Here is a 26,472-nt window from a genome sequence, read left to right as displayed (position 1 = left end):
GGGGATGAACCTGCCAAGCCTAGCCGGCGTTCATGACAGATGTGTTTTGGCTTGCCGCCAGCGCCTTGGCCAGTCGCTTGGCCCGTGCGCCTGCTGCCAGTTGCATCAGTGCCTGGTCGCGCTGCCACATCGCCGCCCACTCAGGATTGCCGTCGCGCAGAGCCTGATCGACTTCCGCTTTGAGCCCGTCGAATTGTGCAAACAAGCCACCGAGCAACACATGCCCCGCCGAGTTGTTCGGCGGCTGGCGACTGACTTCCGCACACCCGGCCAACAGCGCCAGCAAGCGCAATTGCAGCGGCTGCGGCCAGCCGCTGTCCTGACCTACGCCGTACAGCCATGCAGTCATTGCGCTCAACACGTAAACATCTTCAAGGGTGCGGAACGGTTTGACGTAAGCGTCCCAACCGTCCCCGGCGAGCAGCTCGCACAGGGCGTCGTCGAGGTGCAAGCGGCCATGGCTGATGTCCGGCATCAACGGCAATGCCGGGAGTTTTTCCACACGCACGCCGGATTCGCCGGGGTACACCACCGCCAGGCTCAGGCGCGGTGATTCACCGGGTTGCTCACTGCGCGCAGCGATCAGCAGCCAGTCCGCCGCGTCGCCGGCGGTGACGAAATCCTTCTGCCCGCTCAGGCGCAAATCCGTCAGCCGGGTCTGCATGTCCGCCGGGCGCAGGCTGCGCTGTTCGGTCGCACACAACGCGCCCAGGCTCGGCGGCGCGCTCGGCCAGAGCATGCGCAACGCGGCCTGATAGCCCACCAGAAACGCCAGCCCCGGCGTCGCCATCCGCCGCCCTCCCGCCACCGCCAGTTCGAACGGCGTGACGCTGCCCAGTTGATGCAGCAGCGTGGCGAAACCCTCCGCCAGATCGGCAACGGCGGGCAGGCGTTCGCGACACTCAAGCAGGGTCGACCAGGTCATCAGAGGCTCCTCGTGGGCTGTCATATAAGCATCACCAAACATTCATGGCGATGACACCGGGGCTACATAGCCTGACTTTGCACAACACAGCTGCATAAAGAAAGTCGATCGGCTGTAACCCACGACGGGTTAAAGGCCCGTACGGAGATTCAAATGACTCAGATCGCCCGCATCAGCGACACCGGCAATGAACGCCGCCTGCAAGCCGAACGCCTGATCGGCGCCGAGGCCTTGCAGCAAGCCCAGGCCTTGCGTTTCAACGTGTTCAGCGGCGAGTTCAACGCCAAGCTGAAAGGCGCGGAACTGGGTCTGGACATGGATGACTATGATGTTCACTGCAGCCACATCGGCGTGCGTGACCTGAACACCGGCCGCCTGGTGGCGACCACTCGTTTGCTCGATCACACCGCCGCCAGCAGCCTGGGCAAGTTCTACAGCGAAGAAGAATTCAGCCTGCACGGCCTCGCCGGTCTGCAAGGCCCGATCCTGGAAATCGGCCGCACCTGCGTCGACCCGGCCTACCGCAACGGCGGCACCATCGCCGTGCTTTGGGGTGAACTGGCCGAAGTCCTCAAACAGGGCGGCTACAGCTACCTGATGGGTTGCGCGAGCATCCCGATGCAGGACGGCGGCGTGCAGGCCCACGCGATCATGCAGCGCCTGCGCGAACGTTATCTGTGCACCGAACACTTGCGCGCCGAGCCGAAGAACCCGCTGCCAACGCTGGATCTTCCTTCGAACGTGATCGCCGAAATGCCACCGCTGCTCAAGGCTTACATGCGCCTGGGCGCGAAGATTTGCGGCGAGCCGTGCTGGGACGAAGACTTCCAGGTCGCCGACGTGTTCATCCTGCTTAAGCGCGACGAGCTCTGCCCGCGCTACGCCAAGCACTTCAAGGCGGCCGTGTGATGAGCCGGCTGCGGGTGTACGCGCGGATCGCGCGGGTGCTGCTGGTGGTGACGCTGGGCTTGAGCATGGCCAGTGTCTTCGGGGTTTTCGAACGTCTGGGGCTGGCTCATTCGATGCAACGCCGGCAGCGCTGGTCGCGGTTTTTCATGGCGCGCCTGAGCAATGCCCTGCCCTTTCGCGTAACCGTGCACGGTGAGCTGCCGAAGCAACCGATGCTGTGGGTCAGCAACCATGTGTCGTGGACTGACATTCCGCTGCTCGGCATGCTCACGCCGCTGTCGTTTCTGTCGAAGGCCGAGGTGCGCACCTGGCCGGTGGCGGGCTGGTTGGCAGCGAAGGCCGGCAGCCTGTTCATCCGTCGCGGCTCGGGCGACAGCCAGTTGATCCGCAAGCAGATGACCCGTCACCTGCAAACCGATCACCCGCTGCTGATGTTCCCGGAAGGCACCACCACGGATGGCCGTTCGCTGCGTACCTTTCATGGTCGTCTGCTGTCGGCGGCGATTGATTCGGAAGTGATGCTGCAACCGGTGGCGATCCGTTATCTGCGCGATGGCGAAATCGATTCGCTGGCACCGTTCATTGGTGACGATGATCTGCTGTCGCACCTGATGCGTCTGTTCAGCAACGATTGCGGCGAGGTGGAAGTTCACCTGCTCAAGCCGATTGCCTGTCAGGGCCGGGAACGCGCTGCACTGGCGTACGAAGCCCAGCAAGCGGTACAGAAAGCGTTGTTCGGCGAGGTGGCCAAACCGGCCGAACCGCGTCGCGCAGGCGAACTCATCGCTGCCTGATCGTCATCCTCTGCCTACAGCTGCCGGCCGGCGAAGTCCTGCAGCTGTGGGTAGAACAAGCGAAAGTCATCACTGAGCGGTTCATACAACCGCCGCAATTCCTGCATCGCCCCCGCCAGTTCTTCAGGCTTGCTCAGACGCCGGGAAATCCCGCGTAGCACCTGGTCCAGCACTTCGAACTCCTGATACGAACCCAACCAGTCATTGGCCACCATGTGCGGGGCGATTTTCGCCAGGCGCTCGGGCAATTGCCGCTCGCTGGACAGCACGCGGTAAACGTCGGTGGTGAACTGGCCGAGCGGCCGGTCGGCGTACAACGCCCAATCGCGGGCCAGGCAATGGTCGAAGAACACGTCGAGAACGATGCCGGCGTAACGGCGGCGGGTCGAGGAAAACCGCGCCAATGAAGCGTCCACCAAAGGGTGGCGATCGGTGAACACATCGATCTGACGATGCAAGGCAATCGCCGCTTCGATCTCCGGGTCGAACTGCCCTTGCAGCCGTCCTTTGACGAAATCGCCATACAGACTGCCGAGCAGTTGACCGGGGCGCTGGCCACCGAGGTGCAAATGTGCGAGATAGTTCATGGGCGCAGCTTAGCACCGCGCCCGCGTTTGTTTACACCTCACATATCGTTATAACCCGATATACCGATTTATGCGGTCGTCAGATCGAATTCATATTGGTATATCGCGAAATACCGATTTAAAGTTCGCCTCATCGCGATATAGCGCTACACACATCACGAGCAACCAGCCATGAACATTGACCTCGACGAAATAATAAAAGCCCTGGCACACCCAGTACGGCGAGACATCCTCAACTGGCTGAAAGACCCGAAAGCCCAGTTTCCGGAACAGATCCACAACCACGAGTACGGCATCTGCGCCGGGCAGATCGACCAACGCTGCGGCCTGTCGCAATCGACCGTCTCCGCCCACCTGGCCACCCTGCAACGGGCCGGGCTGATCAGCAGCCAGAAGGCCGGCCAGTGGCACTTTTTCAAACGCAACGAGGACGTGATCCAGGCGTTCCTCAGCACTCTCAGTAAAGAGCTCTGACCCTTAACGTCAGCCAGCCGAAAAGGACTAAATGATGCCCCTCTCGCTCCTCATACTCGCCCTGAGCGCCTTCGCCATCGGCACCACGGAATTCGTCATCATGGGCCTGTTGCCCGATGTGGCGGCGGATCTCGGCGTGTCGATTCCCGGCGCCGGCTGGCTGGTGACCGGTTACGCCCTGGGCGTGGCCATCGGTGCACCGTTCATGGCAATGGCCACCGCCAAACTGCCGCGCAAGGCTGCACTGGTGGCGTTGATGGGCATCTTCATTATCGGCAACCTGCTCTGCGCCATCGCCACTGACTACGAGGTGCTGATGTTCGCCCGAGTGGTCACCGCCCTGTGTCACGGTGCGTTCTTCGGCATCGGTTCGGTGGTGGCGGCCAACCTGGTGGCGCCGAACAAACGTGCTTCGGCCGTGGCCCTGATGTTCACCGGCCTGACCCTGGCCAACGTCCTCGGCGTGCCGCTGGGCACAGCCCTCGGTCAGGAAGCCGGCTGGCGTTCGACCTTCTGGGCAGTGACCGTGATCGGTGTGATCGCGCTGATCGGCCTGATCCGCTTCCTGCCGGCCAAGCGTGACGAAGAAAAACTCGACATGCGCGCCGAACTGACCGCGCTCAAGGGCGCCGGGATCTGGCTGTCGCTGAGTATGACTGCACTGTTCGCTGCGTCTGTATTCACCCTGTTCACCTATGTCGCGCCGCTGCTGGGCGATGTCACCGGCGTCTCGCCCCGTGGCGTGACCTGGACCCTGATGTTGATCGGCCTGGGCCTGACCGTCGGCAACATCATCGGCGGCAAGATGGCCGACAAAGGCCTGGCCGCGACGCTGATCGGCGTGTTCATCGCCATGGCCGTGACCTCCACCGTCCTGACCTGGACCAGCATTGCGCTGATCCCGACCGAAATCACCCTGTTCCTCTGGGCCACCGCGTGTTTCGCCGCCGTGCCTGCCCTGCAAGTGAACGTCGTGACCTACGGCCAGGCCGCACCGAACCTGGTGTCGACCCTGAACATCGGCGCCTTCAACGTCGGCAACGCCCTCGGCGCCTGGGTCGGCGGCAGCGTCATCGCCCACGGCTACGGCCTGACCAGCGTGCCTCTGGCTGCTGCGGCGCTCGCGATCCTGGCCCTGCTGGTAACCCTGATCACATTCCGCCGGAACGGTAATCCCGAGCTGGCCACCGCTAACTGATTCACTCACTTACTTCACGAGGGTTGTATCTCATGGCAACAATTTTCGATCCGATCAAACTGGGCGACCTCGAGCTGTCCAACCGCATCATCATGGCGCCGCTGACCCGCTGCCGCGCCGACGAAGGTCGCGTACCGAACGCGCTGATGGCCGAGTACTACGTGCAACGCGCTTCGGCCGGCCTGATTCTCAGCGAAGCCACCTCGGTGACCCCGATGGGCGTCGGCTACCCGGACACCCCGGGCATCTGGTCCAACGATCAGGTACGTGGCTGGACCAACGTGACCAAGGCTGTACACGCCGCCGGCGGCAAGATCGTCCTGCAACTGTGGCACGTGGGCCGGATTTCCCACCCGTCGTACTTGAACGGCGAAACCCCGGTTGCACCGAGCGCCATCCAGCCTAAAGGCCACGTCAGCCTGGTTCGCCCATTGGCCGACTTCCCGACCCCACGCGCGCTGGAAACCGCTGAAATCGCCGACATCGTCGACGCCTACCGCGTCGGTGCGGAAAACGCCAAGGCCGCCGGCTTCGACGGCGTGGAAATCCACGGCGCCAACGGCTACCTGCTCGACCAGTTCCTGCAAAGCAGCACCAACCAGCGCACCGACAACTACGGCGGTTCCCTGGAAAACCGTGCCCGCCTGCTGCTGGAAGTGACCGACGCCGCCATCGAAGTCTGGGGCGCCGGCCGTGTCGGCGTACACCTGGCTCCGCGTGCCGACTCCCATGACATGGGCGACGACAACCTGGCCGAGACCTTCACCTACGTCGCTCGCGAACTGGGCAAGCGTGGCATCGCATTCATCTGCTCCCGTGAGAAAGAAGGTGCCGACAGCCTCGGCCCACAACTGAAAGAAGCCTTCGGCGGCGCGTACATCGCCAACGAGCGCTTCACCAAGGACAGCGCCAACGCGTGGCTGTCCGAGGGCAAGGCTGACGCCGTGGCATTCGGCATCCCGTTCATTGCCAACCCGGATCTGCCGGCCCGTCTGAAGGCCGACGCGCCGCTGAACCAACCGCACCCGGAAACCTTCTACGGCAAAGGCGCAGTCGGTTACCTCGACTACCCGACGCTGTAAGTCGCAGCGCAGAAACGCAAAAAGCCCCCGACTCGTGAGAGCCGGGGGCTTTTTATTGGGCGCGGGGTTCGCGAATCGCTCACAGGTTTGACACAAAATCCCTACAAAATACGTAGTTCGCTACGTATCAACTCGATGGGTTGAGGTATATAAAAGCAATCCACTGCGGCGAGGCGAACGAACAGGGATCTTCATCCGCCTCCTTCATTGACACAAGCAGATCCAATTACGCATTTTGTTTCATTTGCGCAGGCTTGGGCTCAGGCGCAGCATATCCAGCCCTGTATCGACCCAGCGCTCGGCTTCGGCGTACAGCTCGAAGCTGTCCGGGGCCAGCAGCCACTGATACAGGATGCCATCGATAAAGGCGTGAATGCTGATGGCAGCGCGGGCGGTGTCGAGGTCCGCCGGCAGTTGCCCACGATTGACTGCATTACTCAATGTCAGCGCGATATGCACATTGCAATCGAGGCTGGCGGTCCGGCGCTGCTGGCGCAGATCGCACATTTCATCGGTGAATTCGCACTTATGAAACAGAATTTCGTTGATACGCCGGGTTTTAGGGTCCAGCGCAATTTGATGAAACAAATGAATCAACAGCTTGCGCATACAGCCCAGCGGATCGGGTTCGTCCTCGCTTTCGCTGGCCTTTGCCAGTTCATCCAGCGGTTCCTTCAGCGTATCGAGCATCGCCTGCAACAGATCGGCCTTGTTGCTGAAGTGCCAGTAGATGGCGCCGCGCGTTACACCCGCAAGGCTCGCAATGTCGGACAGCGTCGTACGGGCCACGCCCCTTTCATAGAAAGCTTTCTCGGCGGCTTCCAGAATCTGGCTTCGCGTTTCCTGAGCTTCCTCTTTGGTACGACGAACCATGGCAGTAAAACCTCAAACAGGATGTTTCAGGGATGGCTGAATATCCGCTGAATAAAAAGGGGTGGATCTCTCGCGGATCGACTCCCCCGGCCTACAATTTCAGACCTTGCCACGACCTTTGTAACCGGTTGGGTACGCAGCCAAGGTGTTTACAAACAACCATGAACGTAAGTATATTCCTTAGCAAGCTACTTATCCACCCGGTAACCTTTTTTTACCCTTCCACACTTCTTGTGCGCTTTTCGCGCGCCTGACCCGAGGATCTTCATGCAATTCAAGCCAGCTGTTACCGCTCTGGTCACTGCCGTCGCCCTGGCATCGCTGCTCAGCGGATGTAAAAAGGAAGAGGCGGCTCCCGCCGCACCACCTCCTCAGGTCGGCGTCGTCACCCTGCAACCACAAGCCTTTACCCTCACATCGGAACTTCCGGGCCGCACCAGTGCGTTCCGCATCGCTGAAGTCCGTCCGCAGGTCAACGGCATCATTCTCAAGCGTCTGTTCAAGGAAGGCGGCGATGTCAAAGCCGGCCAGCAGCTGTATCAGATCGATCCGTCGGTCTATGAAGCGACCCTGAAAAGCGCCGAAGCCAACCTGCGTTCGACCAAGTCGATCTCCGACCGCTACAAGCAACTGGTCGACGAGCAGGCCGTGAGCCGTCAGGAATACGACACCGCCGTGTCCAACCGCCTGCAATCGGAAGCTTCGCTGCAGAGCGCGCAGATCAACGTGCGTTACACCAAGGTCTACGCGCCGATCTCCGGTCGTATCGGCCGTTCTTCGGTCACCGAAGGCGCGCTGGTCAGCAGCGGTCAGGCCGATGCGATGGCGACCATCCAGCAACTGGACCCGATCTACGTCGACGTGACGCAGTCCTCGGTCGAACTGCTGGAACTGCGCCGTGAACTGGAAAGCGGTCGTCTGCAGAAGGCTGGTGACAACGCCGCTGCGGTCAAGCTGACCCTGGAAGACGGCAGCCAGTACAAACTCGACGGTAAGCTGGAATTCTCCGAAGTGTCGGTCGACCCGACCACCGGCTCCGTGACCCTGCGCGCCGTGTTCCCGAACCCGGATCACACCCTGTTGCCAGGCATGTTCGTGCGCGCCCAGCTGCAGGCCGGTGTCAACGCCGCCGCCATCCTGGCGCCGCAACAAGGCGTGACCCGTGACCTCAAGGGCACCCCGACCGCGCTGGTCGTCGGTGCGGACAACAAGGTCGAACTGCGTCAGCTCAAGGCCAGCCGCACCGTCGGCAGCCAGTGGCTGATCGAAGACGGCCTGAAAGCCGGGGATCGTCTGATCACCGAAGGGCTGCAATTCGTCCGCCCTGGTGTTCAGGTCAATCCGACCGAAGCGACCAACGTAGCCAAGAACCCGGCACCCGCCAAGGCAGCTGACAAAGCCTACGGCGGCAAAGGGGAGTAACTCATGTCGAAATTTTTTATCGACCGTCCGATTTTCGCCTGGGTAATTGCCCTGGTGATCATGCTGGTCGGGGCTCTATCGATCCTCAAGCTGCCGATCAACCAGTACCCGAGCATTGCGCCACCGGCCATTGCGATTTCCGTGACCTACCCGGGTGCTTCGGCACAGACGGTCCAGGACACCGTGGTACAGGTGATCGAGCAACAGCTCAACGGTATCGACAACCTGCGTTATGTGTCGTCGGAAAGTAACTCCGACGGCAGCATGACCATCACCGCGACCTTCGAGCAAGGCACCAACTCCGACACCGCGCAGGTCCAGGTCCAGAACAAGCTGAACCTGGCCACCCCGCTGTTGCCGCAGGAAGTGCAGCAACAGGGTATCCGCGTGACCAAGGCAGTGAAGAACTTCCTGCTGGTAATCGGCGTGGTATCGCGTGACGGCAGCATGTCCAAGGACGACCTGTCCAACTACATCGTGTCGAACATGCAGGACCCGATCTCGCGGACCGCCGGTGTCGGTGACTTCCAGGTCTTCGGTGCCCAGTACGCGATGCGTATCTGGCTCGACCCGGCCAAGCTGAACAAGTACAACCTGACCCCGGCCGATGTCAGCGCCGCGATCTCGGCGCAGAACGTGCAGATTTCTTCCGGTCAGCTCGGCGGTCTGCCGGCGCTGCCAGGCCAGCAACTGAACGCCACGATCATCGGCAAGACCCGTCTGCAGACCGCCGAGCAGTTCAAGGCGATTCTGCTGAAGGTCAACCAGGATGGCTCGCAAGTACGTGTCGGTGATGTCGCCGACGTCGGTCTGGGCGGTGAAAACTCCAGCATCGCGGCCCAGTTCAACGGCAAACCGGCTTCCGGTCTGGCCGTGAAACTGGCCAACGGTGCCAACGCCCTCGACACCGCCAAGGCCCTGCGCAAGACGATTGACGACCTCAAGCCGTTCTTCCCGCAAGGCATGGAAGTGGTGTTCCCGTACGACACCACCCCGGTGGTGACCGAATCGATCAAGGGTGTGGTTGAAACCCTGGTCGAAGCGATCGCGCTGGTGTTCCTGGTGATGTTCCTGTTCCTGCAGAACTTCCGCGCCACCGTCATCACCACGATGACCGTGCCGGTGGTATTGCTCGGTACGTTCGGCATCCTCGCGGCCGCCGGTTTCAGCATCAACACCCTGACCATGTTCGGTATGGTATTGGCCATCGGCTTGCTGGTGGACGACGCCATCGTCGTGGTGGAAAACGTCGAGCGGGTGATGGCCGAGGAAGGCCTGTCACCGAAAGAGGCGACCAAGAAGTCCATGGGCCAGATCCAGGGCGCCCTGGTCGGTATCGCCCTGGTTCTGTCGGCGGTACTGCTGCCGATGGCGTTCTTCAGCGGTTCCACCGGTGTGATCTACCGTCAGTTCTCGATCACCATCGTCTCGGCCATGGCCCTGTCGGTAATGGTTGCGCTGATCTTCACCCCGGCGCTCTGCGCCACCATGCTCAAGGCGATTCCGAAAGGCGAGCACGGCACGCCGAAAAAAGGTTTCTTCGGCTGGTTCAACCGCAACTTCGACCGCAGCGTGCGCAGCTACGAGCGCGGTGTCGGCAACATTCTGCAGCGCAAGGCGCCGTATCTGCTGGCCTACATCCTGATCGTGGTCGGCATGATCTGGCTGTTCACCCGCATTCCGACCGCGTTCCTGCCGGAAGAAGACCAAGGCGTACTGTTCGCCCAGGTACAGACGCCTGCCGGTTCCAGTGCCGAACGCACGCAGGTGGTGATCGATGAAATGCGTACCTACCTGCTGGATAAAGAGTCCAGTTCGGTAGCCTCGGTGTTCACCGTGAACGGCTTCAACTTCGCCGGTCGCGGCCAGAGTTCCGGTCTGGCGTTCATCATGCTCAAGCCTTGGCACGAGCGTGACGCGAGCAACAGCGTGTTCGCCCTGGCCCAGCGCGCCCAGCAGCACTTCTTCAGCTTCCGCGATGCGATGGTGTTTGCCTTTGCCCCGCCGGCCGTACTGGAGTTGGGTAACGCCACCGGTTTCGACGTGTTCCTGCAGGACCGCGCCGGTATCGGTCACGACAAGCTGATGGAAGCCCGTAACCAGTTCCTCGGCATGGCCGCGCAGAGCAAGGTGCTCTACCAGGTGCGTCCGAACGGTCTGAACGACGAGCCGCAATACCACCTGGAAATCGACGACGAGAAGGCCCGTGCCCTGGGCTTGAGCCTGTCCGACATCAACAGCACCCTGTCGATCTCCTTCGGTAGTAGCTACGTCAACGACTTCATCGACCGTGGTCGTGTGAAGAAGGTTTACGTACAAGGTCAGGCCGGTGCTCGCATGAGCCCTGAAGACCTGAAAAAGTGGTACGTGCGCAACAGCGCCGGCACCATGGTTCCGTTCTCCGCGTTCGCCAAGGGCGAGTGGATCTACGGTTCGCCGAAACTGGCGCGTTACAACGGTGTAGAAGCGATGGAAATCCTCGGTTCTCCGGCGCCGGGTTACTCCACCGGTGAAGCAATGGCCGAAGTCGAAGCGATTGCTGCCAAGCTGCCGCCGGGTGTCGGTATCTCCTGGACCGGTCTGTCCTACGAGGAACGTCTGTCCGGCTCGCAGGCGCCAGCGCTGTACGCCCTGTCGCTGCTGATGGTGTTCCTGTGTCTGGCGGCGCTGTATGAAAGCTGGTCGATTCCGATCGCGGTCATGCTCGTGGTGCCGCTGGGGATCATCGGTGCACTGATGGCTACCAGCCTGCGCGGTCTGTCGAACGACGTGTACTTCCAGGTGGGCCTGTTGACGACCATCGGCCTGGCGGCTAAAAACGCCATTCTGATCGTCGAGTTCGCCAAGGAGCTGCACGAGCAAGGGCGCAGTCTGCGCGATGCGGCGATCGAAGCCTGCCGCATGCGTCTGCGACCGATCATCATGACCTCGCTGGCGTTCGTCCTCGGTGTAGTACCGTTGGCCATCTCCACCGGCGCAGGCTCGGGCAGTCAACACGCGATCGGTACGGGCGTGATTGGCGGTATGCTCACGGCCACGATCCTGGCGATCTTCTGGGTCCCACTGTTCTTCGTCACTGTGTCGTCCATGGGTCAGCGCAAAATCGCTGGCGAGGATGACACCAAAGAAACTCCTAAAGAGGCTGGCCAATGAGCAAGTCGCTACTCTCCATCGCAGTCGCCGCCTTCGTGCTGAGCGGTTGCTCGCTGATACCGGATTATCAGCAGCCTGAAGCACCGGTGGCCGCGCAATTCCCGCAGGGCCCGGCGTACTCGCCGGCCCAGGCACCGGCGCAGGCCGCTGCCGAGCAGGGCTGGAAGCAGTTTTTCCATGACCCTGCCCTGCAACAGCTGATCCAGGTCGCCCTGGAAAACAACCGCGACCTGCGTGTCGCGGCGCTGAACATCGACGCCTACGCGGCTCAATACCGCATCCAGCGTGCCGACCTGTTCCCGGCGGTTTCGGCCAATGCCAGCGGCAGCCGTCAGCGGGTTCCGGCCCGTGCGTCGCAGACCGGTGAAGCGAACATCACCAGCTCCTACACCGCCACCGTCGGCATCAGCGCCTACGAGCTCGACCTGTTCGGTCGGGTTCGCAGCCTGAGCGAACAAGCGCTGCAACAATACTTCGCCACCGAAGAAGCGCGCCGCAGCACCCAGATCAGCCTGGTGGCCAGCGTGGCCAACGCCTACCTGACCTGGCAGGCCGACAAGGAATTGCTGAAGCTGACTCAGGACACCCTCGGTGCCTTCGAGGAAAGCTACAAGCTGACCAGCCGCAGCAACGAAGTCGGTGTGGCCTCGGCGCTGGACCTGGCGCAGTCGCGTACCTCGGTCGAGAACGCCCGTGCCCAACTGGCGCGTTATACCCGCCAGGTGGCCCAGGACGAAAACAGCCTGACCCTGCTGCTCGGCACCGGCGTGCCGGCCAACCTGCAAGCGGCCAAACCGCTGTCGGATGACCTGCTCAGCGATGTGCCGGCCGGTCTGCCGTCGGATCTGCTGCAACGCCGTCCGGACATCCTTCAGGCCGAGTACAACCTGAAGGCCGCCAACGCCAATATCGGCGCGGCCCGTGCAGCGTTCTTCCCGAGCATCAGCCTGACCGCCAACGCGGGCAGCCTGAGCCCGGACCTGTCCGGCCTGTTCAAGGGCGGTTCGGGTACGTGGCTGTTCCAGCCGCAGATCAACCTGCCGATCTTCAACGCCGGCAGCCTGCGCGCCAGCCTCGACTACGCCAAGATCCAGAAGGACATTGGCGTGGCGAACTACGAGAAGTCCATTCAAACGGCCTTCCAGGAAGTCGCCGACGGCCTGGCCGCGCGCCAGACCTACACCGAGCAGTTGCAGGCCCAGCGTGATTTCGTCGCCGCGAACCAGGACTACTACCGTCTGGCCGAGCGTCGCTACCGCATCGGCGTCGACAGCAACCTGACCTTCCTCGATGCCCAGCGTCAGCTGTTCAGCGCCCAACAGGCCCTGATCACCGACCGCCTCGCGCAGCTGACCAGTGCGGTCAACCTGTACAAGGCACTGGGTGGCGGCTGGAATGCGCAAACCGCGCAGAACGAGCCGTTGAAAGAAGAAGCGCCGAAGATGAAGTTGTTCTGATCATCCGGTGAACACAAGAAGCCCGCCCCATTGGCGGGCTTTTTGTTGCCCGCTCATCTTGCGTTCGATAATCGCCCGGAACCCGCTTTCAGCGATTGAACCGCGTCACTCACGCCCCGCACCATTCCAGCCACAAAACCAATAACAACAGGTTCGACACCATGTATCCGCGCCCTGCCCCGTCCGGCTGACACCAGCCGAAACCTCCCGATGTTGCAACCTCGTGTCAGCCCCTGAAAGCGGCTGCAACGGATCCCGTTCGTCTTCAAAAAATAAAAAAGAGACCCTGCGATGACCCATCCCACTGCGCCATACGCCCTCCCCGGCCTGATTGCCCTGGCTCTGCTCGGCACCGCCCTGCCCGCGATCGCGGAAGAAGCAGGCTTCATCGACGGTGCCAAGGCCGACCTGAACCTGCGCAACTTCTACATCAACCGCAATTTTACCAACCCGACCAAGACCCAGGGCCTGGCGCAGGAATGGACGCAAAGTTTCATCCTCGACGCCAAATCCGGTTTTACCCAGGGCACCGTCGGTTTCGGCATGGACGTGTTGGGGTTGTACTCGGTGAAGCTCGATGGCGGCAAAGGCACGGGGGGCACGCAACTGTTGCCGCTGGATCATGACGGTCGCCCGGCGGACACCTTCGGCCGCACCAACGTGGCCTTCAAGGCCAGACTGTCGCAGACCGAAATCAAGGTCGGGGAATGGATGCCGGTACTGCCGATCCTGCGTTCGGATGACGGTCGCTCGCTGCCGCAGACCTTTCGTGGCGGGCAGATCACCTCGAAGGAAATCGACGGCCTGACCCTTTACGGCGGCCAGTTCCGCGCCAACAGCCCGCGCGACGACAGCAGCATGAGCGACATGTCGATGTTCGGCAAACCGGCGTTCACCTCGGATCGCTTCAACTTCCAGGGCGGTGAATACGCGTTCAACGGCAAGCGCACGCAGATCGGCCTGTGGAACGCCGAACTCAAGGACATCTACAGCCAGCAATACATCAACCTGATCCACAGCCAGCCACTCGGCGACTGGACCCTGGGCGCCAACCTCGGATTCTTCTACGGCAAGGACGACGGCAGCGCCCGGGCCGGCAAGCTCGACAACAAGACCTGGTCGGGACTGTTCTCCGCGCGCTACGGCGGCAACACCTTTTACGTCGGCCTGCAAAAACTCACCGGCGACAACAACTGGATGCGGGTCAACGGCACCAGCGGCGGGACCCTGGCCAACGACAGCTACAACTCAAGCTATGACAACGCTCAGGAACGCTCCTGGCAAATCCGCCACGACTACAACTTCGCCGCCCTCGGCATTCCCGGGCTGACCCTGATGAACCGCTACCTCAGCGGCGACAACGTGCATACCGGCACCATTACCGACGGCAAGGAATGGGGCCGCGAATCGGAACTGGGCTACACCGTGCAGAGCGGCACGCTGAAGAACCTGAATGTGCGGTGGCGCAACTCGACCATGCGCCGTGACTACAGCAACAACGAGTTCGACGAAAACCGGGTGATCGTCAGCTACCCGATCAACCTGCTCTAGAGGGCTGCGCCATCCGTCAGAATTCATGGATCGTCACCCATCGTTGAGTAGAGTGGATGCACCTGAAGGACTCAGGCGCTCCACCCTTCCCGCTTCCGTTATCTGTTGATGTTGGTCCCCCGGGACTTGAGCCAGGCTGTCACCGGAAGACACTGCCGATCATCGGAGGACCACCTCATGATCACTCGAGTCAAACCGGCTCCCGATTGGGATGCCAAGGCGTATCAGCAGTTTTCCCGTCTCAGGCAACAACCGGTCGATGAATTGCTCGGCCGCGTCGATCTGCACGATCCTCAACGCATCTACGATCTCGGTTGCGGCACCGGGATTGCCACGAAGGTTCTTGCAGATCGCTGGCCCGGAGCAGATATCAAGGGCATCGACAGTTCGCCAGACATGCTTCAGGTCGCCCGCTGTCTGCCGATCAAGGCGCGCTGGCAACACGCCGAGCTGCAACACTGGAAACCCCGCAAGCCGGCCGACCTGCTGTTCGCCGCGGCCGTGCTGCATTTCATCGATGACCATCAAACGCTGTTGCCGGGATTGCTCCGCCACCTCAACCCCGGCGGCTGCCTGGCCGCGCACATGCCGGACTGGCGCGATGCGCTGTGGTATCGCCTGATGCTCGATACCCTCGAGGATGCCGGCCCCGGTGGCCAACCGCTGGGCAGCCCGCAACTGCGCCAGCGCATGGCGGCGCGGCCGTTGTTGGCGCTGGAGGATTACTACCGTTTGCTCGCACCGCTGACCCGGTCGCTGGATATCTGGGAAAGCGAGCAGTTGCAGGTGGTCGACGGCAAGTCGCCGGTTTATGACTGGGTGAAAGTGTCGGCGCTGCGGCCGGTGATGCAGGGGCTGACCTCAGAGGAACAGGCGCGCTTCATCTATCACTACCTGATGCGGGTGCATGCGCATTATCCGCAGGAGGACGACGGGCATACGTTGTTTCCGTTCAAGCGGATTTTCATTGTGGCCAAGGTGTGAAATTCAAAGGATCGCAGCCTTCCACAGGCTGCGATCCCACGAATTCGACGATCACTCGCGTGATTCGGTACCCAGCTCATCCCACACCGATTCGGCCAGATGAAAGGTCGCATTCGCCGCCGGAATCCCGCAGTAGATCGCGCTCTGCATGATCACTTCCTTGATCTCGCCACGGCTCACGCCATTGTTGGCCGCCGCTCGCAGGTGCAACTTGAGCTCGCCCTCGCGGTTCATGCCGATCAGCATGGCGATGGTGATCAGGCTGCGGGTGTGGCGCGGCAGGCCCGGACGGGTCCAGATGTCGCCCCAGGCGTGCCGGGTGATCATCTCCTGGAACTCCGAGTTGAACTCGGTCAGCGTGGTCAGGCTGCGGTCGACGTGGGCATCGCCGAGCACTGCGCGGCGCACTTGCATGCCGTCGTCATAACGTTGTTTCTCGTCCACAAATGTCCCCTCAATCGGCCAGCAGGAATGTCAGCACGCGCTCGCTGAACGCGTCGCCGGCCTGAACGTTGGAAAGGTGCGCCGCATAAAACTCGGCGTACTCGGCGCCGCGCACATGCTCCTGAATGAAATGTCCGCCGGACGGTGGCGTCACCGCATCTTCCGAACCGGCAATCACCAGCAGCGGTGCCGTGATCGACGCCAGTTGATCGCGGAAATCCGCATCGCGCACCGCCGCGCAGTTGGCGGCGTAACCTTCAGGATTGGTCGCGGCCAGCATGTCGGTGATCTGCTTGGCCGCTGCCGGATTGGCGGCAGAAAAGTCCGGGGTAAACCAGCGGGCAATCGATGCATCGCGCAACGCGACCATCGCCGCCGGGCCGTCGCGCAGCACGGTTTCGATGCGTGGATTCCACACCGATGGGTCGCCGATTTTCGCGGCAGTATTGCAGACGATCAGTTTGTTCAGACGCTGGTCGGCATTGATCCCCAGCCACTGACCGATCAACCCGCCCATGGACAGACCACAGAAATGCGCACGTTCGATGTGCAGCGCATCCAGCAGCGCCAGCACGTCGCGACCCAGTTGCTCGATGCTGTAGGGGCCCGGCGTCACCAGCGACTGGCCGTGACCACGGGTGTCGAAACGCAGCACCCGAAAGTGCTCGGTGAACGCCGGCATCTGGACGTCCCACATGTGCAGGTCGGTGCCCAGCGAGTTGGACAGCACCAGCGCCGGCGCATCGACCGGGCCTTCCAATGAGTAATGCAGTTCGCCATCGGCGAGTTGAACGAAAGCCACAGCCCTCTCCTTTCAATCAGACAATGCGTTGTGTTCGGCGACCGCCCGCTCGACCCAGACCTGCGCCTGACCGAGGTAACGGGCGGGATCGAGCAGGTGATCCAGTTCAGTTGCGCTGAGTTCGGCGGTCACTTGCGGTTCATCGCCAAGTACCGCACGCAGATGACGCTGTTCGGCCACCGCCCGTTTGCAGCATTGTTCGAGCAGATGATGCGCAGTGTCGCGACCGACCCGTTGCGCGAGCACAATGCTTACCGCTTCGGCCAGCACCAGGCCTTGAGTCAATTCCAGGTTGCGGCCCATGCGCGCGGCATCGACTTCAATCCCCTCAGCCAGCAGCCGCGCCTGTTGCAGCGCGCCCGACACCAGGCAGCAGATCTCCGGCAGGGTTTCCCATTCGGCATGCCACAAGCCGAGGCTGCGTTCGTGTTCCTGAGGCATGGCGCTGAACAGCGTCGAAACCAGACCCGGCACGCGGGTGGCTGCGCCAATCAGCACCGCCGCGCCCACCGGGTTGCGCTTGTGCGGCATGGTCGAGGAGCCGCCCTTGCCCGGCGCCGACGGTTCGAACACTTCCGCCGCTTCGGTCTGCATCAACAGGCTGATGTCGCGGCCGAGTTTGCCGAGGCTGCCGGCGATCAGTCCGAGCAAAGCGCCAAACTCGACGATGCGATCACGCTGGGTGTGCCAGGGTTGTTCCGGCAGGGTCAGTTGCAGTTCTTCGGCCAGCGCACGAGCAATCGGCAACGCCTGTTCACCCAGCGCCGCGAGGGTGCCGGACGCGCCGCCGAATTGCAGCACCAGCAGGCGCGGCTTGAGTTCGCGCAGACGCTGACGGCTGCGGGTCACAGCCCCGAGCCAGCCGGCGATCTTCATACCGAGAGTGACCGGCGTTGCGTGTTGCAGCCATGTGCGCCCCGCCAGCGGCGTCGCGGCGTGGCGCTGCGCCTGGGTGGCGAGGGAGTCAGCCAGTTGCGCCAGCTCCGCTTCGATCAGCGCCAGCGCCTGACGCAATTGCAGCACCAGCCCGGAATCCATCACGTCCTGACTGGTGGCGCCCAGATGCACATAACGTTCGGCTTCAGCATCGGATGCCGCGATCCGCTTGCCCAATGCCTTGACCAGCGGAATCGCCGAATTGCCCGCCGTGGCGATGGCTTCGCCCAAGGCTGCGAAATCAAACAGCTCGGCGCGGCAGGCGTTCTCGATGGATGCCACAGCGCTCGCCGGAATCACCCCGACCCGCGCTTCGGCCCGGGCCAAAGCGGCTTCGAAATCGAGCATCGCCTGCACCCGGCCCTGATCGCAGAACACCTCGCGCATTTCGCGGGCAGTGAAGTAGGCATCGAACAATTGATTGCCCGGTCGCTGAGTCATAAACAGTCCTTGCCGGCGCGGGCCATCGCGGCCCGCGCACTTCGGTTTAGAGATCGTGGTGCAAGTAGGCGGCCTGCTTCGGCAGACGCAGGCTGAACAGGAACGCCACCGCCATCATCACCGTGACGTACCAGTAGAAGGCGTTTTCCATGCCCCCGGCCTTGAGGCTCAGAGCCACATATTCCGCCGAGCCGCCGAAGATCGCGTTGGCCACCGCATAGGCCAGGCCGACGCCAAGGGCGCGGACTTCCGGCGGGAACATTTCGGCTTTCACCAGGCCGCTGATCGAGGTGTAGAAACTGACGATCGCCAGCGCCACGGTGATCAGCACAAAGGCCAGGAACGGGCTGCTGACGCTTTTCAGGCTCAACAGGATCGGCACGGTGAACAGCGTACCGAGGGCACCGAACCAGAGCATCGAGTTACGCCGGCCGATCTTGTCGGCGAGCATGCCGAACAGCGGCTGCATGCACATATATAAGAAGAGCGCGCCGGTCATGATGAAACTGGCGGTCTTGGCGTGCATGCCGGCGGTGTTCACCAGGTACTTCTGCATGTACGTGGTGAAGGTGTAGAAAATCAGCGAGCCACCGGCGGTGTAACCCAGCACGGTGATAAACGCGGCTTTGTGATCGCGGAACAGCGCAGCGATGCTGCCGGCGTCCTTGTGTTCACGGGTTTCCTTGTTGGTGGTTTCTTTCAGGGTGCGACGCAGGAACAGCGAAATCAGCGCCGCCACCGCCCCGACCACGAACGGAATCCGCCAGCCGTAGGCTCGCAGTTCGTCTTCAGAGAGGAACTGTTGCAGGATCACCACCACCAGCACCGCCAGCAGTTGCCCGCCGATCAGCGTCACGTACTGGAACGAGGCGAAGAATCCGCGCTGGCCCTTGAGCGCGACTTCGCTCATGTAGGTCGCCGTGGCGCCGTACTCACCGCCCACCGACAAGCCTTGCAGCAGACGCGCGAACAGCAACAGCACCGGTGCCCAGACGCCGATGCTGTTGTAGGTCGGCAGACAGGCGATGAGCAGCGAGCCGAAGCACATCATCAGAATCGAGATCAGCATCGAATTCTTGCGCCCGTGCTTGTCCGCCACCCGGCCGAAGATCCAGCCGCCGATTGGTCGCATCAGGAACCCGGCCGCGAACACGCCAGCGGTGTTGACCAGTTGCACCGTGGGGTTGTCCGAAGGGAAGAACGCCGGGGCGAAATAGATCGCGCAGAAGGCGTAGACATAGAAGTCGAACCATTCGACGAGGTTGCCGGACGAGGCGCCGACAATCGCGAAGATACGCTTGCTGCGCTCTTCGCCGGTGTAATGAGAGGTGGAGGTTGTCATTGTTTTTCACTCGATAGGGACAGTGAGAGTCTAGACACACTTCGCAACAGTCCCGTTCCACATTGGAACAGCGACACACCTTCCCTGTGGCAGGGAAGGTGCAGTGTTCTTTCAATAATCGAAGAACACGGTTTCCGCGTCAGTGCCCTGCAGGATCACATTCCACTGATAGACACCCTCTGCATCCGCCTTCGCCAGCAATGTGCTGCGGCGCTCTGCCGGTACGCATTCGAGCAGCGGATCATTCACGTTTGCCGGATCGCCTTCGAAATAAATCCGCGTCAGCAAGTGCTTCACCAGACCGCGCGCGAACACCAGCACCACCAGATGCGGCGCCTGGGTCGCGCCTTTCAGGCCTTCGACCGTACCCGGTTTGATCGTGGTGAAACGGAAACGCCCTTCGGCATCCACCGGCACCCGGCCGAAACCTTCGAAATTCGGGTCGAGCGGTTTGGCCTGCTCGTCTTCCGGGTGATCGTATTTGCCGGCGGCGTTGGCCTGCCAGACTTCAAGCATGGCGTCGTTGACGACATCGCCGTTGCCGTCCACCACTTGCCCGGAGATCGCCACGCGCTGGCCAAGGGTCAACTCGTTGGCGAGGTTTTCGCGGTTCAGCCAGGTCAGGCCGATGTGGTAATACGGCCCGACGGTGTGGGACGTGGTCGCAGTCAGGGTCATCTCATTTCTCCATCGGCGTGGCTTCGCGGCCGCGCAGCACGATGTCCCAGCGATAAGCGAGAGCGTAGGACGGAATGGTTTTTTCCAGATCGAAAGCGGCGATCAGGCGTTCCTTGGCCGAGGTGTCCGGAACGCAGTTGTAGATCGGGTCGTACGGCAGCAGCGGATCGCCCGGAAAGTACATTTGCGTGACCAGACGCGTCAGGATGCTCGGCCCGAACAGCGAAAAATGCACGTGGGCCGGGCGCCAGGCGTTGTGGTGGTTGCCCCATGGGTAGGCGCCGGGCTTGATGGTCTGGAACTGATACCAGCCGTCGGCGTCGGTCACGGTGCGGCCGGTGCCGGTGAAATTCGGGTCCAGCGGCGCGTCGTGCAGGTCACGGGCGTGGTTGTAGCGACCGGCGGCGTTGGCCTGCCAGATCTCCACCAGAATTCCCGGCACCGGCAGACCGTCTTCATCGAGCACACGCCCGTGAATGATGATCCGCTCGCCGAGGGGTTCGCCCTGATGCTGGGCGGTCAGATCGTTATCGGTGTCAGCCACTCGTTCGGCGCCGATGGTCGGGCCGGTGATTTCCGACAGCGAGTGAGGCAGAAACACCAACGGCTTGGACGGCGAGCGCAGATTGGTGGATTGATAATTCGGGTGCAGATACGGCGGCTGGGTGCCTTCCTGCGGGCGGCGGTAACCAGGCTTGTCAGTCATTTCGCTTTCCTCTGTTCTTGTTCGTCACGGCTTGCGTCAGACGCGTTCGATGGCCAATGCCAGCCCCTGGCCGACACCGACGCACATGGTCGCCAGACCTTTCTTGCCACCGGTCTTTTCCAGTTGATGCAGGGCGGTCAGCACCAGACGTGCGCCGCTCATGCCCAACGGATGGCCGAGGGCAATCGCCCCGCCGTTCGGGTTGACCTGGGCCGCGTCGTCCGCCAGCCCCAGTTCGCGCAGCACCGCCAGACCCTGGCTGGCAAACGCTTCGTTGAGTTCGATCACATCGAAATCGCTGACCGCCACGCCGAGGCGTTCGGTGAGTTTGCGCACCGCCGGCACCGGGCCGATGCCCATCACCCGTGGCGCAACCCCGGCGCTGGCCATGCCCAGCACTTTGGCGCGGGCAGTCAGACCGTGTTTTTTCACCGCTTCGGCCGAGGCCAGAATCAGCGCGGCGGCACCGTCATTCACACCCGACGCGTTGCCGGCGGTGACGGTCTTGTCCGGACCGTTGACCGGTTTCAGTCTGGTCAGGGCTTCAAGGGTGGTGTCGGCCCGAGGATGTTCGTCCTGGCTGACCACGGTTTCGCCTTTCTTGTGGGCGATCCGCACCTCGACGATTTCTTCGGCGAAGTAACCGGCAGCCTGGGCGGCGGCCGTACGTTGCTGACTGCGCAGGGCGAAAGCGTCCTGATCCTCGCGGGAAATTTCGTAATCGTCGGCGACGTTGTCGGCGGTCTGCGGCATCGCGTCGACGCCGTACTGCGCCTTCATCAACGGGTTGATGAAACGCCAGCCGATGGTGGTGTCTTCCAGCTTCATGTTGCGCGAATACGCTGAATCAGCCTTGCCCATCACGAACGGAGCGCGGGACATCGACTCGACGCCGCCGGCAATCGCCAGCTCCATTTCACCACTGGCGATGGCGCGGAACGCCGTACCGATGGCGTCCATACCCGACGCGCAAAGGCGATTGAGGGTGACGCCCGGAACGCTCTCCGGCAGACCCGCCAGCAACAGCGCCATGCGCGCCACGTTGCGGTTGTCTTCGCCGGCCTGGTTGGCGCAGCCGAGGAATACTTCGTCGATGGCGCTCCAGTCCACCGATGGATTGCGTTCCATCAGGGCCTTGATCGGCACGGCGGCCAGGTCGTCGGCGCGAACCGCCGCCAGACCGCCACCGAAACGACCGATGGGGGTACGAATCGCATCGCAGATATAAACGTCGCGCATCATGCTTCTCCCGGTGCCTGGCCGTGGGCCGCTGCGGTGCGGGCTTCGAGATCGCGCAAAGCGCTCAGCTCGACCTCGGTCGGTTCGGCAGTGGTGGCCACGCTGTCGGCAAAACGGATGGCCCAGCCGGTGGCCGCGACTACTTGCTCGCGGGTCACACCGGGGTGCAATGCGGTGACCACGAATTCGTGGGTGCCCTCTTCCGGCTCCATGATGCACAGGTCGGTGATGATCCCGACCGGGCCGGCACCCGGCAGGCCCAGACGTTTGCGCGAATCGCCGCCCTCGCCATGGCCGACCGAGGTGATGAAATCGAGCTTGTCGACAAACGAACGCGCCGACTGCTTGAGGATGATCAGCACGCTTTTCGCGGAACCGGCGATCTCCGGCGCGCCACCGGCACCCGGCAGTCGAACTTTCGGCTGATGGTAATCGCCGACCACCGTGGTATTGATGTTGCCGAAACGGTCGACCTGAGCCGCGCCGAGAAAACCGACGTCGATGCGTCCGCCCTGCAGCCAGTAGCGAAAAATCTCACCGGTCGGCACGACGGTGTCGGCGGTTTCCGCCAGTTCGCCGTCACCGATGGACAGTGGCAACACACTTGGCTTGGCGCCGATCGGGCCCGACTCGTAGATCAGCACCACGTCCGGTGACGAGGTCAGGCGCGCCAGGTTGGCGGCTTTCGACGGCAGGCCGATGCCGACGAAGCACACCGAGCCGTTCTTCAGGCGACGGGCCGCGGCGACGGTCATCATTTCATTGGTGGTGTAAGTCATTACTTGGCCTCCGAAGCAGCGGCCAACTTGGCCTGGAACTCACTGAAGTCAGCGCAGCCATGGATGTATTCGTTGATCCACGCGGTAAACGTCTCACGGTCGCGGGCGATCGGATCCCACGCCTGATAGAAGCGGTTGTCACGCTCGGTGTAACCGTGGGCGTAGGACGGATGCGCGCCACCGGGTACATGGCAGACCGCGCTCAACGCCCAGGTCGGCAGTACGCAGGCGTTCATCGGCGCGTTGAGGTTGTCGACGATTTCTTCGACGGTGACGATGCAGCGCTTGGCGGCCAGTGCGGCTTCTTTCTGCACGCCGAGGATGCCCCACAACAGCACGTTGCCCTGACGGTCGGCTTTCTGGGCGTGGATCACAGTCACGTCCGGACGCACCGACGGCACCGCCGCCAACACTTCACCGGTGAACGGGCAAGTCACGGACTTGATCAGCGGGTTGACCTTCGGCAGGTCGGAACCGGCGTAGGCCCGCAGTACCGCAAACGGCAGGCCGGAGGCGCCGGCGACGTAGGCATTGGCCAGGTCGGCGTGGCTGTGTTCTTCGATTTCCAGCGCGTGGGGCCATTGTTTCTCGACTGCGTCACGCAGACGGTGCAGCGAGCCCACGCCAGGGTTGCCACCCCAGGAGAAGATCAGCTTGCGTGCACAGCCGGCGCCGATCAGTTGGTCGTAGATCAGGTCAGGCGTCATCCGCACCAGGGTCAGATCTTTCTTGCCCTGACGGATGATTTCATGACCCGCCGCCGTAGGGATCAAGTGAGTGAAGCCTTCGAGCGCGACGGTGTCGCCGTCATTGACGAATTGCTTCACCGCGTCGTGCAGCGAAAGGATCTCAGCCATGGAGCGGGCTCCCGTTTTTGTAGTGGATCGCCAGTGATAAAAAGGCGCGAGGTTGTGCGCCGGAGTCACTGAAGATTAAGCCGCTGATTTTCGCCAAACAATCCGATAATCGACTGAGTGTTCGTTTATCGAACAGATTGTTATCAACCTAATGATCACCCCCGAGTGCGAAGCGATCAATCCCGATATCAGGTCGCGTCCGCGTGACTGACCAGACCCTTGATCACCACCGCGGCCGTGGCCAGCCCGGCCGGAATTACCAGCGCCGTCAGCACCTGCTCGAAATTCCAGCCCAGGCCCAGCAGGGTCGCGCCCATCCATGCGCCGAGAATCGCACCGAAGCGACCGATCCCGAGCATCCACGACACACCGGTAGCCCGGCCTTGAGTCGGGTAAAATCGCGCCGCCAGCGACGGCATCGCCGATTGCGCGCCGTTGACGCACATGCCCGCCACCAGCACCAGCGTCGCCAGCAGCGTGATGTTGCCCAGGCTCTGCCCGACCGCGTAGGCAAACACCCCGGCCAGCAGGTAGAAAATGCCGATGACCTTGTGCGGATTGAACCGGTCCATCGCCCAGCCTACGCCGACCGCGCTCAACACCCCGCCGAACTGGAACAACGCGCCGATGAAGGCCGCCTGCTCCATGCTCGCGCCGCTGTCACGCATCAGGGTCGGCAGCCAGCTGGTCAGCAGGTAAACGATCACCAGGCCCATGAAGTAGGTCAGCCACAGCAGCAACGTGCCGACGCTGTAGGTGCCCGAGAAAATCACCGCGAATACATTGCGGGCTTTTACGGTTTTCTGCTCCGGCACGCTGAAACTTGCTGCCTGGGCGACGATGGCCGGGTCAATGGGCGCAAGGGTTTTGCGCACTTTGTCGGTGCCACGGTTACGCACCACCAGATAACGCGCCGATTCCGGCAGCCAGAGCAGCAACACCACGGCGAGGATCAGCGGCAGAATCCCGCCGATCAGCAACAGGCTGTGCCAGCCGAACGCCGGAATAAGCTTGGCCGAGATGAATCCGCCGCCGGCCATACCGAGGTTGAAGCCACAGAACATGCTGGTCACCAGCAGCGACTTCTTGCGCTCCGGGGTGTATTCCGACAGCAGCGTGGTGGCGTTCGGCATGCCCGCGCCCAATCCCAGACCGGTGAGAAAACGCAGCACCAGCAATTGCTCGACGTTGGTGGCGTAGGCCGACGCCAGGCTGAAAGCACCGAACAGAAAGACCGCTCCGACCAGTACGACTTTTCGCCCGAAGCGGTCAGCCAACGGCCCGGAGCCCAGTGCGCCGAAGACCATGCCGATCAGCGCGGCGCTCATCACCGGGCCGAGGCTGGCGCGGTCGATGCCCCAGTCCTGGGACAGGGCCGGCGCGATAAACCCCATGGCCGCCGTGTCGAGGCCATCAAGAAAGGCAATCAGGAAACACAGAATCACCACCCGCCACTGATAGCGCGAGATCGGTTGGGCGTTGATGAAGGACTGCACGTCGAGGCAGTGACCTACAGCGGACTGAGGCTGGTTCATTATTTTTATTCCACGCAAAAAACGCAGTCGAACGGCGACCGGCCAAAGACTGGCACGGACACAAGCATATAAGGAGGGAATCAGGCGTTGCGCTAAAACCGGCAACAGGAACGGGAGCGGCGACAGTCGGGGAACGTGCGCATGGGAAGTTGCCTCTTGTCATTATTATGGGAGTCGACAATCCGGCGGGCTCATTCACAATAGCGCCGGATGACGCTGCCGCGACATTAATGATCCGGGGGTTTTAGCGTCAATTCGATAAACGCAACTCTGTGCGTTTATCGAACAGCTTCATCAGGCGAACAACTGCGCGCTGAGGTCGCGACTGGCGCTCAGCAGACCCGGCAGAAAGCGCTGTTCCAGTTCGGTACGGCTGACGCGACCGGCGTGGGTGCTGACGTTGAGCGCGGCCACCACCTGGCCGGAAGCGTCATACACCGGCACCGCAATCGAACGCAGGCCTTGCTCCAGTTCCTGATCGACGATGCACCAGCCCTGCTGCCGCACTTCCTGCAGACATTCGAGCAAGGACTCGGGGGTGTGCAGTGTGCGACTGGTCTTGGCCACCAGTTCGGCGTGGTCGAGGTATTCGCGCAACGACGTGTCGTCCAGTGCCGCCAGCAAAATCCGGCCCATGGACGTGCAATACGCCGGCAGGCGCCCGCCCACCGACAGGTCCACCGAAATCAGGCGCTGGGTGGTGGCCGAACGAGCGATGTAAAGAATGTCGTCGCCTTCCAGGGTGGCCATGTTGCAGGCTTCGTGCAGTTGTTCGCTCATGCGGTCGAGGTACGGCTGGGCGGAGACTGCCAGCGGCGTCGAAGACAGATAGGCGTGACCGAGGGTCAGCACTTTGGGCAGCAACGAATAAGTACGGCCGTCGGTAGTGGCGTAGCCGAGTTTGATCAAGGTATGCAGGCAGCGGCGCACGGCGGCGCGGGGGATTTCCGTACGGTGGCTGATCTGGGCGATGGTCAGGTGGCGCTTGCGCTCCTGAAACGCCTGGACCACCGCCAGGCCTCGGGCCAGGGAAGTCATGAAGTCCGGATCGCCGGTCAGGGCCTGGATGCGTTTGGCCGGCGAGGCGACGATCGGCGGCGCTACCGAGGTGAAGGAATTGCGCATTTGATCGTTCATGTCAGGTCCTTTTTTTCTTGTTCGGATCAAAGGCTATACAAGCGGCTCGCAGATAGATGCACAAGCGCCAGATCGCCAACACCGGGCGATTATCGAACCGTCGACCGATAATCGCAAACGCGCCCTCCAACCCGGATGAAGCGACTCTGTAAAGTTTCCAACGCGAT

General features: G+C 62.2%; 24 protein-coding genes. 10 read left to right on the top strand and 14 right to left on the bottom strand.

All coding sequences use genetic code 11. The features are described 5' to 3' along the window. Window positions 1-19: 19 nt before the first annotated feature. On the bottom strand, window positions 20-925 hold the full coding sequence (locus tag ACKLNA_RS14610; protein ID WP_408986248.1) for an acyl-CoA dehydrogenase: 906 nt from the start codon (window positions 923-925) through the stop codon (window positions 20-22). A gap of 153 nt (window positions 926-1,078) precedes the next feature. Here ACKLNA_RS14610 and olsB point away from each other — a divergent pair, with 153 nt between their 5' ends. Together olsB and ACKLNA_RS14600 are read left to right on the top strand one after the other, a co-directional pair. After that, window positions 1,079-1,834 (top strand): L-ornithine N(alpha)-acyltransferase, encoded by a 756-nt coding sequence (gene olsB / locus ACKLNA_RS14605; RefSeq protein WP_408986247.1) that lies wholly within the window; start codon window positions 1,079-1,081, stop codon window positions 1,832-1,834. Next, entirely contained in the window at window positions 1,834-2,628 is a 795-nt protein-coding gene (locus tag ACKLNA_RS14600; RefSeq protein ID WP_408986246.1) for a lysophospholipid acyltransferase family protein, read from the top strand. Before olsB ends, ACKLNA_RS14600 begins: the two co-directional genes overlap by 1 nt. Before the next feature lie 14 nt (window positions 2,629-2,642). On the opposite strand, the gene ACKLNA_RS14595 is transcribed toward ACKLNA_RS14600, so the two are convergent. Then, window positions 2,643-3,215 (bottom strand): ACP phosphodiesterase, encoded by a 573-nt coding sequence (locus tag ACKLNA_RS14595; protein ID WP_408986245.1) that lies wholly within the window; start codon window positions 3,213-3,215, stop codon window positions 2,643-2,645. 171 nt (window positions 3,216-3,386) lie between these two features. Between ACKLNA_RS14595 and ACKLNA_RS14590 the strand changes: the two genes are divergently transcribed. Genes ACKLNA_RS14590 through ACKLNA_RS14580 form a run of 3 tightly spaced genes read left to right on the top strand, consistent with a single transcriptional unit; the run spans window position 3,387 to window position 5,969 of the window. Then, window positions 3,387-3,689 (top strand): helix-turn-helix transcriptional regulator, encoded by a 303-nt coding sequence (locus ACKLNA_RS14590; RefSeq protein WP_007957866.1) that lies wholly within the window; start codon window positions 3,387-3,389, stop codon window positions 3,687-3,689. Between the two features lie 34 nt (window positions 3,690-3,723). After that, window positions 3,724-4,887 carry an MFS transporter gene (locus ACKLNA_RS14585; RefSeq protein ID WP_408986244.1) on the top strand — a complete coding sequence of 388 codons (1,164 nt, stop codon included), beginning with the start codon at window positions 3,724-3,726 and terminating at the stop codon, window positions 4,885-4,887. A 32-nt stretch (window positions 4,888-4,919) separates the two neighbouring features. Then, window positions 4,920-5,969, top strand: a complete 1,050-nt coding sequence (locus ACKLNA_RS14580) for an alkene reductase (RefSeq protein WP_408986243.1) — start codon at window positions 4,920-4,922, stop codon at window positions 5,967-5,969. Between the two features lie 240 nt (window positions 5,970-6,209). Here ACKLNA_RS14580 and emhR read toward each other — a convergent pair whose 3' ends face one another. Continuing rightward, the gene (gene emhR, locus ACKLNA_RS14575; RefSeq protein ID WP_408986242.1) at window positions 6,210-6,842 is read right to left on the bottom strand and encodes an efflux system transcriptional repressor EmhR; all 633 of its coding nucleotides are present in this window, start codon (window positions 6,840-6,842) and stop codon (window positions 6,210-6,212) included. Between the two features lie 267 nt (window positions 6,843-7,109). Here emhR and emhA point away from each other — a divergent pair, with 267 nt between their 5' ends. The 5 genes from emhA to ACKLNA_RS14550 all read left to right on the top strand — a co-directional run bounded on the left by emhA (window position 7,110) and on the right by ACKLNA_RS14550 (window position 15,409). Next, a complete protein-coding gene (emhA, locus tag ACKLNA_RS14570) occupies window positions 7,110-8,264 on the top strand; it encodes an efflux RND transporter periplasmic adaptor subunit EmhA (RefSeq protein ID WP_085712979.1) in 1,155 nt (384 codons plus the stop codon). Window positions 8,265-8,267: 3 nt separating this feature from the next. Further along, on the top strand, window positions 8,268-11,417 hold the full coding sequence (emhB, locus tag ACKLNA_RS14565; RefSeq protein ID WP_248738080.1) for an efflux RND transporter permease subunit EmhB: 3,150 nt from the start codon (window positions 8,268-8,270) through the stop codon (window positions 11,415-11,417). Then, the gene (gene emhC / locus ACKLNA_RS14560) at window positions 11,414-12,874 is read left to right on the top strand and encodes an efflux RND transporter outer membrane subunit EmhC (protein ID WP_085712977.1); all 1,461 of its coding nucleotides are present in this window, start codon (window positions 11,414-11,416) and stop codon (window positions 12,872-12,874) included. Before emhB ends, emhC begins: the two co-directional genes overlap by 4 nt. 291 nt (window positions 12,875-13,165) lie before the next feature. Further along, complete coding sequence (locus ACKLNA_RS14555; protein WP_408986241.1) at window positions 13,166-14,425, top strand: OprD family porin; 1,260 nt, start codon at window positions 13,166-13,168, stop codon at window positions 14,423-14,425. 177 nt (window positions 14,426-14,602) lie between these two features. Continuing rightward, entirely contained in the window at window positions 14,603-15,409 is an 807-nt protein-coding gene (locus ACKLNA_RS14550) for a methyltransferase domain-containing protein (RefSeq protein WP_408986240.1), read from the top strand. A gap of 51 nt (window positions 15,410-15,460) precedes the next feature. Here ACKLNA_RS14550 and pcaC read toward each other — a convergent pair whose 3' ends face one another. The 11 genes from pcaC to pcaR form a co-directional block, all read right to left on the bottom strand. After that, window positions 15,461-15,853: a 4-carboxymuconolactone decarboxylase gene (gene pcaC, locus ACKLNA_RS14545; protein WP_011332825.1), complete on the bottom strand. Its 393-nt coding sequence runs from the start codon at window positions 15,851-15,853 to the stop codon at window positions 15,461-15,463. A gap of 10 nt (window positions 15,854-15,863) precedes the next feature. Beyond that, window positions 15,864-16,655 carry a 3-oxoadipate enol-lactonase gene (gene pcaD, locus ACKLNA_RS14540; protein ID WP_408986239.1) on the bottom strand — a complete coding sequence of 264 codons (792 nt, stop codon included), beginning with the start codon at window positions 16,653-16,655 and terminating at the stop codon, window positions 15,864-15,866. A 12-nt stretch (window positions 16,656-16,667) separates the two neighbouring features. After that, on the bottom strand, window positions 16,668-18,032 hold the full coding sequence (locus tag ACKLNA_RS14535; protein ID WP_408986238.1) for a 3-carboxy-cis,cis-muconate cycloisomerase: 1,365 nt from the start codon (window positions 18,030-18,032) through the stop codon (window positions 16,668-16,670). A gap of 46 nt (window positions 18,033-18,078) precedes the next feature. Then, window positions 18,079-19,374 (bottom strand): MFS family transporter, encoded by a 1,296-nt coding sequence (locus ACKLNA_RS14530; RefSeq protein WP_408986237.1) that lies wholly within the window; start codon window positions 19,372-19,374, stop codon window positions 18,079-18,081. A 111-nt stretch (window positions 19,375-19,485) separates the two neighbouring features. Next, complete coding sequence (gene pcaG / locus ACKLNA_RS14525) at window positions 19,486-20,052, bottom strand: protocatechuate 3,4-dioxygenase subunit alpha (protein ID WP_408986236.1); 567 nt, start codon at window positions 20,050-20,052, stop codon at window positions 19,486-19,488. 1 nt (window position 20,053) lies between these two features. After that, entirely contained in the window at window positions 20,054-20,758 is a 705-nt protein-coding gene (gene pcaH / locus ACKLNA_RS14520; protein WP_007957831.1) for a protocatechuate 3,4-dioxygenase subunit beta, read from the bottom strand. A 36-nt stretch (window positions 20,759-20,794) separates the two neighbouring features. Continuing rightward, on the bottom strand, window positions 20,795-22,000 hold the full coding sequence (gene pcaF / locus ACKLNA_RS14515; protein WP_408986235.1) for a 3-oxoadipyl-CoA thiolase: 1,206 nt from the start codon (window positions 21,998-22,000) through the stop codon (window positions 20,795-20,797). After that, window positions 21,997-22,776 (bottom strand): CoA-transferase subunit beta, encoded by a 780-nt coding sequence (locus tag ACKLNA_RS14510; protein ID WP_248742786.1) that lies wholly within the window; start codon window positions 22,774-22,776, stop codon window positions 21,997-21,999. Before ACKLNA_RS14510 ends, pcaF begins: the two co-directional genes overlap by 4 nt. Continuing rightward, a complete protein-coding gene (locus tag ACKLNA_RS14505; protein WP_003222404.1) occupies window positions 22,776-23,633 on the bottom strand; it encodes a CoA transferase subunit A in 858 nt (285 codons plus the stop codon). The genes ACKLNA_RS14510 and ACKLNA_RS14505 overlap by 1 nt, the downstream gene beginning before the upstream one ends. A 188-nt stretch (window positions 23,634-23,821) precedes the next feature. Continuing rightward, the gene (locus tag ACKLNA_RS14500) at window positions 23,822-25,168 is read right to left on the bottom strand and encodes an MFS transporter (protein WP_408986234.1); all 1,347 of its coding nucleotides are present in this window, start codon (window positions 25,166-25,168) and stop codon (window positions 23,822-23,824) included. Between the two features lie 294 nt (window positions 25,169-25,462). Beyond that, entirely contained in the window at window positions 25,463-26,305 is an 843-nt protein-coding gene (gene pcaR / locus ACKLNA_RS14495; RefSeq protein ID WP_007963153.1) for a pca regulon transcriptional regulator PcaR, read from the bottom strand. Window positions 26,306-26,472: the final 167 nt, after the last annotated feature.

It is taken from the genome of Pseudomonas sp. UV AK001, assembly GCF_046097675.1.
In the GTDB taxonomy this organism is placed as follows: Bacteria; Pseudomonadota; Gammaproteobacteria; order Pseudomonadales; family Pseudomonadaceae; genus Aquipseudomonas; species Aquipseudomonas kribbensis.
The sequence above is the reverse complement of the archived record's forward strand: the minus strand, read 5'-3'. Positions and strand labels throughout refer to the sequence as shown.

Excerpts from the sequence above, each read along its gene's own strand:
- ACKLNA_RS14510 (WP_248742786.1), bottom strand. The coding sequence starts at position 22,776 with ATGACTTACACCACCAATGAAATGATGACCGTCGCCGCGGCCCGTCGC.
- emhC (WP_085712977.1), top strand. The coding sequence starts at position 11,414 with ATGAGCAAGTCGCTACTCTCCATCGCAGTCGCCGCCTTCGTGCTGAGC.
- pcaF (WP_408986235.1), bottom strand. The coding sequence starts at position 22,000 with ATGATGCGCGACGTTTATATCTGCGATGCGATTCGTACCCCCATCGGT.
- pcaH (WP_007957831.1), bottom strand. The coding sequence starts at position 20,758 with ATGACTGACAAGCCTGGTTACCGCCGCCCGCAGGAAGGCACCCAGCCG.
- ACKLNA_RS14595 (WP_408986245.1), bottom strand. The coding sequence starts at position 3,215 with ATGAACTATCTCGCACATTTGCACCTCGGTGGCCAGCGCCCCGGTCAA.
- ACKLNA_RS14585 (WP_408986244.1), top strand. The coding sequence starts at position 3,724 with ATGCCCCTCTCGCTCCTCATACTCGCCCTGAGCGCCTTCGCCATCGGC.
- emhR (WP_408986242.1), bottom strand. The coding sequence starts at position 6,842 with ATGGTTCGTCGTACCAAAGAGGAAGCTCAGGAAACGCGAAGCCAGATT.
- pcaG (WP_408986236.1), bottom strand. The coding sequence starts at position 20,052 with ATGACCCTGACTGCGACCACGTCCCACACCGTCGGGCCGTATTACCAC.
- ACKLNA_RS14610 (WP_408986248.1), bottom strand. The coding sequence starts at position 925 with ATGACCTGGTCGACCCTGCTTGAGTGTCGCGAACGCCTGCCCGCCGTT.
- ACKLNA_RS14550 (WP_408986240.1), top strand. The coding sequence starts at position 14,603 with ATGATCACTCGAGTCAAACCGGCTCCCGATTGGGATGCCAAGGCGTAT.
- ACKLNA_RS14535 (WP_408986238.1), bottom strand. The coding sequence starts at position 18,032 with ATGACTCAGCGACCGGGCAATCAATTGTTCGATGCCTACTTCACTGCC.
- ACKLNA_RS14500 (WP_408986234.1), bottom strand. The coding sequence starts at position 25,168 with ATGAACCAGCCTCAGTCCGCTGTAGGTCACTGCCTCGACGTGCAGTCC.
- pcaR (WP_007963153.1), bottom strand. The coding sequence starts at position 26,305 with ATGAACGATCAAATGCGCAATTCCTTCACCTCGGTAGCGCCGCCGATC.
- ACKLNA_RS14580 (WP_408986243.1), top strand. The coding sequence starts at position 4,920 with ATGGCAACAATTTTCGATCCGATCAAACTGGGCGACCTCGAGCTGTCC.
- ACKLNA_RS14555 (WP_408986241.1), top strand. The coding sequence starts at position 13,166 with ATGACCCATCCCACTGCGCCATACGCCCTCCCCGGCCTGATTGCCCTG.
- ACKLNA_RS14530 (WP_408986237.1), bottom strand. The coding sequence starts at position 19,374 with ATGACAACCTCCACCTCTCATTACACCGGCGAAGAGCGCAGCAAGCGT.
- ACKLNA_RS14600 (WP_408986246.1), top strand. The coding sequence starts at position 1,834 with ATGAGCCGGCTGCGGGTGTACGCGCGGATCGCGCGGGTGCTGCTGGTG.
- ACKLNA_RS14590 (WP_007957866.1), top strand. The coding sequence starts at position 3,387 with ATGAACATTGACCTCGACGAAATAATAAAAGCCCTGGCACACCCAGTA.
- ACKLNA_RS14505 (WP_003222404.1), bottom strand. The coding sequence starts at position 23,633 with ATGGCTGAGATCCTTTCGCTGCACGACGCGGTGAAGCAATTCGTCAAT.
- emhB (WP_248738080.1), top strand. The coding sequence starts at position 8,268 with ATGTCGAAATTTTTTATCGACCGTCCGATTTTCGCCTGGGTAATTGCC.
- emhA (WP_085712979.1), top strand. The coding sequence starts at position 7,110 with ATGCAATTCAAGCCAGCTGTTACCGCTCTGGTCACTGCCGTCGCCCTG.
- olsB (WP_408986247.1), top strand. The coding sequence starts at position 1,079 with ATGACTCAGATCGCCCGCATCAGCGACACCGGCAATGAACGCCGCCTG.